Source organism: Culicoidibacter larvae, from assembly GCF_005771635.1.
GTDB lineage: Bacteria > Bacillota_I > Bacilli_A > Culicoidibacterales > Culicoidibacteraceae > Culicoidibacter > Culicoidibacter larvae.
In genome coordinates, this window is the sequence record NZ_VBWP01000004.1 from 214,733 (window position 1) to 222,742 (window position 8,010).

The following is an 8,010-nucleotide window of genomic DNA, read 5'->3' on the forward strand; positions in this document are numbered from 1 at the left end:
ATATTTACTTAACCTCTTTCTTAATTGTCTTTATAAATTGGTATAAATCCCCTGCCGGGCTATACGATAATAACTCCTTAACTTTCCGCTGCTCAATAAACATGTTATACGCAGGTGATTCAGAAAGCTGTCGTTTTTGGTTATTCTCATTATAAAAAACATCTCTATCCTTAATTATAACAAATTCAAGTTCAAAAAACACCTGTAAAATAACCGTTAACATCGAACTATTTATCCGGTGCTGCTCAAATATTTTCAGTACTTCCCGATCATCCAGTGAGAAGCTTTTTATATGATAAATAATTGCATAAGATTGCTTAAAAATTTTATGTTCAAATTGAGCATCAAAAAATGAATCATCTTGGTCAGTGACAGTAATATAGAAGTTGCTGGCTTGACTTGCGTCAATCCTTGCCCGCAACTCATCAATACTCTCGGGATAATCAGCAATCTCTAAAGCATCCTTGCTCCAATCTTTACGATTCACACCATTATTTTTCTTGCTACGGAAATCAAAAACTTGAATATCTTCAATCCGAATATCTTTTAGCATAAGTTGTGCACGTCTTGATTGATTCCATTCATTAATACCAATTGTTCCAACAACATCAATTAAACTATTTGGACTTATCTTACTCAAATAATGTCCAAAGCCAAAGCCAACCACATCAAGTTGTTCTTTATTTCCAGTCAACATAATCTTCAAATGATCTTTTTGTTGACCAATTTGACTCATCGATTTTACTTTTTGATTCAACAAGGCAACAATCGGTTGCTCATTCCCATTACCAAAAGGCTCAAGCAAACTCAACATACTGATTGTATCAGGAGTAAAATCGCTAATATTACCAACAACGTCTATCCTTAATTCTTGTTGTCTTGGATAGTCTTGTTCAATAAAGAACAGATTAAGTCTTTCAATAAATAACGGTAGATTCTCTTTTTTTAATGAAAGCCCGCCGGCATTAGTATGACCGCCAAATTTCTCTAATAAATCACTAGCTGCTGAAAAACTATCATAAATTGAAATAGTATCAAAACTTCTGGCTGAGCCCTTAATAATACCAGGTTCCTCACTATCGCATAATAAAACAACCGGTTTACCAAATTCATGCATAAGTTTACTGGCAACAATACCTAAAATACCCTCATGCCAATCACTTTGATATAAAACAATAAATGATTGCTCATCAAAGTAAGTATCAGCGGTAATTTGTGCTAAAGCCTGATTATGAATTTTAGTTTGAATACTTTTCCGTTCAGTATTAATTGCTTCCATATGCTCAGCGAATTGCTGCAACTCATCATTATCTTGAGATAACATAAAATCTACTGCCGGCGCAGCATCCTCAATACGTCCTAGCGCATTGAGCCGTGGTCCAATAATAAAGCCAAGCGTTTGACTATCAACTGAACTTGCTCCTGCAATCTTCATCAACATTTTCACAGCCGGAATTGTTCCAGCTTGTAATGCTGCCATTCCTAAAGTAACAATTGCCCGATTTTCATCAACCAAAGGCATAATATCTGCAACTGTAGCAATAGCGGCCAATGCCAGCATAGATGTGCACGGCTCCGGTAATTCAAGTAACGACTGAGCCAATTTCAGGGCAACACCAGCGCCACACAATGGCTTAAATGGATAGTTGCCAAGTTCTGGATGCAAAATAAAATCAGCAGCCGGCAATTGTTCACCAATAGTATGGTGATCTGTTACAATCACTTGCATGCCATAACTTTTTGCCAAAGCAACAGCATCTAATGCGCCTATGCCATTATCAACGGTAATTAACATGTCTACCTGTTCATTATGCGCGGCTTCAACAATTGCTGTATTCATACCATAACCATCAACAAAACGATTTGGAATAACATAATCAACAAAACCGCCTAGTTCATCAATAGCCATATATAAAATTGTTGTTGAACAAATACCATCAGCATCATAATCACCAACGATACGAATATGTGCTCCAGCCTCAATAGCAAGTGCTATCGACTGCTTAACATCACTCATAACATCAAATAGTGTCGGATCATGCAATTGATCAATACTAGGATGTAAGAATTGCTGGATCTCGGCTTCGCTGTGATATCCGCGTCCAGAAATAAGATTAGCAACCCATTCCGGAAGTTTCCACTTCTTAGCAATCTTTCTTACTTCCTCATTTATCTCTTCATCTGGCATCTGCCATTTCATTCTCGATTCAAGCATCGATGCACCACCTTTAAAGGAAAAAACCACACTCGAAATACTCTTACAAGTGCGGCCTTCTCATTACTCAATAATTTGCGCAAAAACATCCGAAAGATTAGCTTTTGGTTGTTTAAACGTTTGTAACTGCAAATAATCAATAATTTCTTTCTGGCTTAAACCAAAAATATCTGATACTGCCTGATGCAGCATCAATGTTGGCTTATGACGCCAGTATACCGTTGTTAAGCATCCCCAAACATCATTTGAAGAAACATCTCGGTATCCATTTTGTCTAAATTCCTGAGCTTTGCATTCAACAGCAAATTGAACCTGTTGATACAAATTATCAAACTCTTTATCACTCACGACAATGACCCCGTTTCATATAAAACTATTTTGCTTGCTCTTCCGGTTCTGATTGTAAACGGGCAATTGCGCTCTTATCAAACTTAATAACCGCACCGCTGGCAAAACGAATATCAATAGTAAAATCATCCATTTTTTCAACGATACCGTGCATACCTGCAGTAGTAACCACCTTGTCACCTTTTTTAATTTGACCCAAAAGTGATTGATGTTCTTTTTCTTGTTTCCGTTGCGGACGAATAATTAAAAAATACATAACCGCAATCATACCAACAATTAGCACACCATAAATAAGTAATTCTGAACCTTGCATAAAAAATAACCTCCTAAAGTTATATCAAATAATTTTTAAAATCCGCGTTCGCGCATTTTGTCTTTTTCGTAATATGCGGCGAAGAATTCATCGCGGAAATCTCCAAGCCGATCTTCAGCAATAGCTTGACGCACTTGCTTCATAAGATTTAATAAAAAATATGTATTATGATAACTTGTCAAACGTAATCCGAAAGTCTCATCACACTTCACTAAATGACGAATATACGCTCGCGAATAGTTTTTACAAGTATAACAGTCACACTGCTCATCAAGCGGACCAAAGTCACGCGCATATTGCGCATTCTTGATAACTACCCGGCCCTGACTGGTCATTGCCGTTCCGTTTCTGGCAATCCTTGTAGATAGTACACAGTCAAACATATCAACGCCGCGAATAGCACCTTCTATCAAAGCATCTGGTGAACCAACACCCATCAAGTATCTTGGCTTATTTGCCGGCAAAATCGGATTTAAATGTTCAATAACCCGATACATCTCTTCTTTAGGCTCACCAACTGATAAACCGCCAATTGAGTAACCAGGAAAGTCCAAACTCATTAAATCACGAGCACTCTGCTCACGTAAATCAAGATAACCGCCACCCTGTACAATACCAAACAATGCTTGAGTATCAGGATTTTTATGTGCCCTTAAGCCTCGCTCAGCCCAACGACTGGTTCTGGCAACTGATTGCTTCACATACTCATATTCGGCAGGTAAAGAAATACACTCATCAAAAGACATCATAATATCCGAACCAAGATTGTTTTGAATCTGCATTGCAACTTCCGGAGAAATAAACATCTTACTGCCATTTAAATGATTACGGAAATAAACCCCATCTTCTTCAATCTTTCGCAAATCACCAAGACTAAAGACTTGAAATCCACCGGAATCAGTTAAAATCGGGCGATCCCAATTCATAAACTTATGTAATCCGCCAGCCTCATGAACAATATCATCCCCCGGACGAATATGTAAATGATAAGTATTACTCAAAATAATCTGAGCACCCATCTCTTTCAACTCTTCAGGTGACAAAGTTTTAACCGTTGCTAATGTCCCAACCGGCATAAAAATCGGTGTTTCAATAACCCCATGCGGTGTATGTAAACGCCCTAGTCTCGCACCAGTTTGCTTGCATGTATGTAATAATTCATAACGAATTGCGCTCATTTATTTCCCTCCAAAATGTACAATACTCATTATATCATTTCGGTCCTATAAATCATAGCTTTTACTCTAATTATTTTTATAAAAAAACAAAAGCACAGTCAAATCAAGTTTAACCGTGCTTTCCAGCTTATTTACTCTGTTTTGCAAGTAAATCACGAATTTCAGCCAATAATTTTTCTTGCGTTTCTTCATGCTGCTCTTCAACAGCTTCTTCTTTCTTCTTACGTAGCGATTGAGCCTTAACCAGTACCCGCAGGAACAAGAAAACAACGAATGCAATAATCAAGAAGTTAACTACAGCTTGAATAAAGTTACCATATGGAATTACTGCATTATTAATTGTTACTGTCAATGATTTAAATGAATCTTTACCGATAAAAATACTCACAACCGGCATAATGATATCATTTACCAATGAATTAACAATTGCGGTGAACGCTGCTCCAATAACAACCCCAACAGCTAAATCCAATACGCTGCCACGCATCAAGAATTCTTTAAAATCACTCCAAAAAGATTTCATACTTTCAACTCCTATCGATATTCATTATATCAAAAAAAATGATTATTACAACGAATCAGCATCATCCAATGATGTCAAAATATATGTTGGTCGCTGCTCGAAGCTGAAAACATACTCCTGCTTATGAACGCCGGTTTCAACAAAAATCGTATCAATACCAAATTGAATACCGCCCAAAATATCAGTATCATAATTATCACCAACTAAGACGGTCGAAACTTTATCTAAATCAAAGCGCTCAAAAACATATTCCAAAATCGGTCGCATTGGCTTACCAATAACAAACGGCTCCGCACCACTCGCCGTTGCAATTGCCGCCAATATCGCTCCAGCACCAGGCAGAAAACCATGCTCATGCGGCAACTTAACATCCCCATTGGTACCAATAAATACCGCACCATTTAAAATCGCCTGTTGTGCAATAGCCAGCTTCTTATAATCAAAACCACTATCCAACCCGGCAACAACCAAATCTGCATCACCATTATCAACTACACAAACATTTGCTTGCTTAAGCGCCTCAAACAATCCTTGCTCACCAATTGCAAATACTTTAGCATTTGGATAATTAACAGCAACATAACCTGCTGTTGCAATCGCACTGGTAACAACTTGGGACACATCAACTGCAACACCCATACCTCGCAACTTTTCAACAACACTATCTGGTGTTTTCGTTGAATTATTGGTGATAAAATAATACGGAACATTAGTATCCGCCAAGCGCTGAAGATAAGCAATTGCCGCTGAAATCGGTTCATTACCTGTAAAAACCGTACCATCTAAATCAAATAAATAAGTTTTATACATCACATTTTTTTCCTTTCAAAAGCAAGAAGGCTTCTATACGAAGCGTATAGAAGCCTTCAATTTATTTCTTTAAAGATCCGAGTAAATCTTCAATATGCTGACCATATTCCATTGATTCATCAATGTGGAAACTAATTTCCGGCAATTTGCGCATACTGACTTTTTTACCTAGTTCAGTACGGATAAAGCCTTTAGCTTTATCTAACGATTTCAACCCGGCAGATTCACGATTATCAGCACCAAGAAAGTGAATATATACTTTCAAAAATGACAAATCTCTAGTTAGCTCCACTTCAGTAATTGTTACAAAACCAACATTAGGATCTTTTACTTCACGCATAATAATTTCACTTAGCGCTTTTTGTATTTGTGCTTCCAGGCGTTCATGTTTAACTGTACTCATTTTTTCCACCTGCTTTTATTTTTTTATTTCTTGCATTTCATATGCTTCAATAACATCGCCAGCTTTAATATCGTTGTAGTTTTCAATTGTTAAACCACATTCATATCCTGCCGAGACTTCTTTAGCATCATTTTGGAAACGTTTCAATGATCCAAGTGAACCATCATAGATGATGATACCTTCACGAATCAAACGAACTTGACTATCACGTTTTACGAGTCCATCAGTTACATAACCACCGGCAATAGTACCAATTTTTGATACTTTGAAAGTCTCACGAACTTCAATTTGACCAATGACTACTTCTTCAAACTCAGGATCCAACATACCTGTCATAGCTGCTTCCATCTCTTCAATCGCTTTATAGATGATTGTATGCAGACGAATTTCTACACCCTCACGCTCAGCTGCAGCACGCGTGTTCGCATCTGGTCGAACGTTAAAGCCATAAATAATAGCATTTGAGGCAACTGCCAGTAATACATCCGACTCAGTGATTGCACCAACAGCAGAACGTACAATTTTCACACGAACTCCATCAATGTCAATTTTAGCCAGAGAAGCTGCTACCGCCTCAGCAGAACCTTGTACATCAGCTTTAACAATTACATTTATTTCTTTAACTTCACCTTCAACAATTTGACGATTTAAATCTTCAAGACTCATCGCTGAAGATTTACGACGTTGTTCGGTAATCTGTTGTGTTGCTCGTTGCTCACCAATTTGGCGGGCTTTTTTCTCAGATTCAAATACTACAAATTTATCTCCGGCACTCGGAACCCCAACTAAACCAGTTAACTCAATTGGAGTTGATGGTCCTGCAGTTTTGATTCGCTTGCCTAAATCATTTTCCATAGTACGAACCCGTCCATATGTATCACCAACAACAATTGGATCCCCGATATTTAAAGTTCCGGATTGTACCAGCAATGTTGCTACCGAACCGCGCCCTTTATCAAGACGAGCTTCAATAACTGTACCTATTGCACGACGGTTTTTATTAGCTTTATAGTCATGAAGCTCAGCAACTAACTGAATCATTTCCAGCAAGTCATCAATACCTTCACGCTTTTTAGCTGAAATCTTAACATAAATGGTGCTTCCGCCCCACTCTTCAGGTTGTAAACCAAGCTCAGTTAAACCTTGCATAACCCGCGTCGGATCAGCACCTGGTTTATCCATTTTGTTTACAGCCACGATAATTGGTACATTCGCAGCTAAAGCATGTTCTACCGCTTCTTTTGTTTGTGGCATAACACCATCATCAGCAGCAACAACAATAATAGCAATATCAGTTACTTCTGCACCGCGGGCACGCATTGAAGTAAATGCCTCATGTCCCGGAGTATCTAAGAAGGTAATTTCCTTACCATTATGAGCAACTTGATAAGCACCAATATGCTGAGTAATTCCACCAAACTCACCTTCAACAACACGAGCATCACGAATTGCATCAAGCAATGTCGTTTTACCATGGTCAACGTGTCCCATAATAGTAACAACCGGTGGACGTGTCACTAATTCTTGTTCAGAATCATCTTCTTCATCTTCAAAGAATAAATCCAAGTCAGATTCATCAACTGTTTCTTCACGTTCTACTTCAGCATCATATTCAGACGCAATTAATTCGATTGCATCCGCATCTAAATCATGGTTAATAGTAGCCAAAATTCCAAGCCCTAAAAGGTATTTGATAATTTCAGCAACCGGCACTCCAAGTTTTTGCGATAATTCACCAACAGTCAAACTATCAGTATACTTAACTACTTTTGGTCCTTGGTTAGCACGAATTGCTTCCTGACGACGTCGTTCTTCTTTACGTGCTTCTTCTTGAATACGTAATTGCTCACGGCGTTGTTCTTCCTTAAGAACTTTTTTAGATTTTTTCTCTTCACTCTCTGCTAAAGCCGTTACACGATTTTTTTCTTCAACTTTAATTCGTGACCGGTTTTCAGCTTGAGCTGGGCTATCACTCTTAATCTCACTAATCTGTTTTTCAAGTTTGCGATTATTATTGTTAAAGCCACCGCTTTGTTGGCGATTGCCACCATCACGGTTTCCTTGATATCCACCACCTTGACGATTCCCACCATCGCGGTTTCCTTGGTACCCGCCACCTTGACGATTCCCACCATCGCGGTTTCCTTGGTACCCGCCACCTTGACGATTTCCACCGTCACGGTTTCCTTGGTACCCGCCACCTTGACGATTTCCACCATC

General features: G+C 38.4%; 8 protein-coding genes. All 8 read right to left on the reverse strand.

What is annotated here, in order from left to right:
* Positions 1 to 4 precede the first annotated feature (4 nt).
* Complete coding sequence (gene recJ, locus FEZ08_RS06445) at positions 5 to 2,215, reverse strand: single-stranded-DNA-specific exonuclease RecJ (protein ID WP_138190891.1); 2,211 nt, start codon at positions 2,213 to 2,215, stop codon at positions 5 to 7.
* Positions 2,216 to 2,278: 63 nt separating this feature from the next.
* Positions 2,279 to 2,563 carry a post-transcriptional regulator gene (locus tag FEZ08_RS06450; protein WP_171014970.1) on the reverse strand — a complete coding sequence of 95 codons (285 nt, stop codon included), beginning with the start codon at positions 2,561 to 2,563 and terminating at the stop codon, positions 2,279 to 2,281.
* A gap of 25 nt (positions 2,564 to 2,588) precedes the next feature.
* Positions 2,589 to 2,876 (reverse strand): preprotein translocase subunit YajC, encoded by a 288-nt coding sequence (gene yajC / locus FEZ08_RS06455; RefSeq protein WP_138190893.1) that lies wholly within the window; start codon positions 2,874 to 2,876, stop codon positions 2,589 to 2,591.
* A 35-nt stretch (positions 2,877 to 2,911) separates the two neighbouring features.
* Positions 2,912 to 4,054 (reverse strand): tRNA guanosine(34) transglycosylase Tgt, encoded by a 1,143-nt coding sequence (gene tgt / locus FEZ08_RS06460; RefSeq protein WP_138190894.1) that lies wholly within the window; start codon positions 4,052 to 4,054, stop codon positions 2,912 to 2,914.
* Positions 4,055 to 4,181: 127 nt separating this feature from the next.
* Positions 4,182 to 4,577, reverse strand: coding sequence for a large conductance mechanosensitive channel protein MscL (gene mscL / locus FEZ08_RS06465; RefSeq protein WP_138190895.1), 396 nt, complete (start codon positions 4,575 to 4,577; stop codon positions 4,182 to 4,184).
* 45 nt (positions 4,578 to 4,622) lie between these two features.
* Positions 4,623 to 5,387 (reverse strand): TIGR01457 family HAD-type hydrolase, encoded by a 765-nt coding sequence (locus tag FEZ08_RS06470; protein WP_138190896.1) that lies wholly within the window; start codon positions 5,385 to 5,387, stop codon positions 4,623 to 4,625.
* A 61-nt stretch (positions 5,388 to 5,448) separates the two neighbouring features.
* A complete protein-coding gene (gene rbfA, locus FEZ08_RS06475) occupies positions 5,449 to 5,790 on the reverse strand; it encodes a 30S ribosome-binding factor RbfA (RefSeq protein WP_138190897.1) in 342 nt (113 codons plus the stop codon).
* 15 nt (positions 5,791 to 5,805) lie between these two features.
* Positions 5,806 to 8,010, reverse strand: a 2,205-nt coding sequence (gene infB, locus FEZ08_RS06480) for a translation initiation factor IF-2 (RefSeq protein WP_138190898.1), incomplete at its 5' end; no start/stop codon positions are given.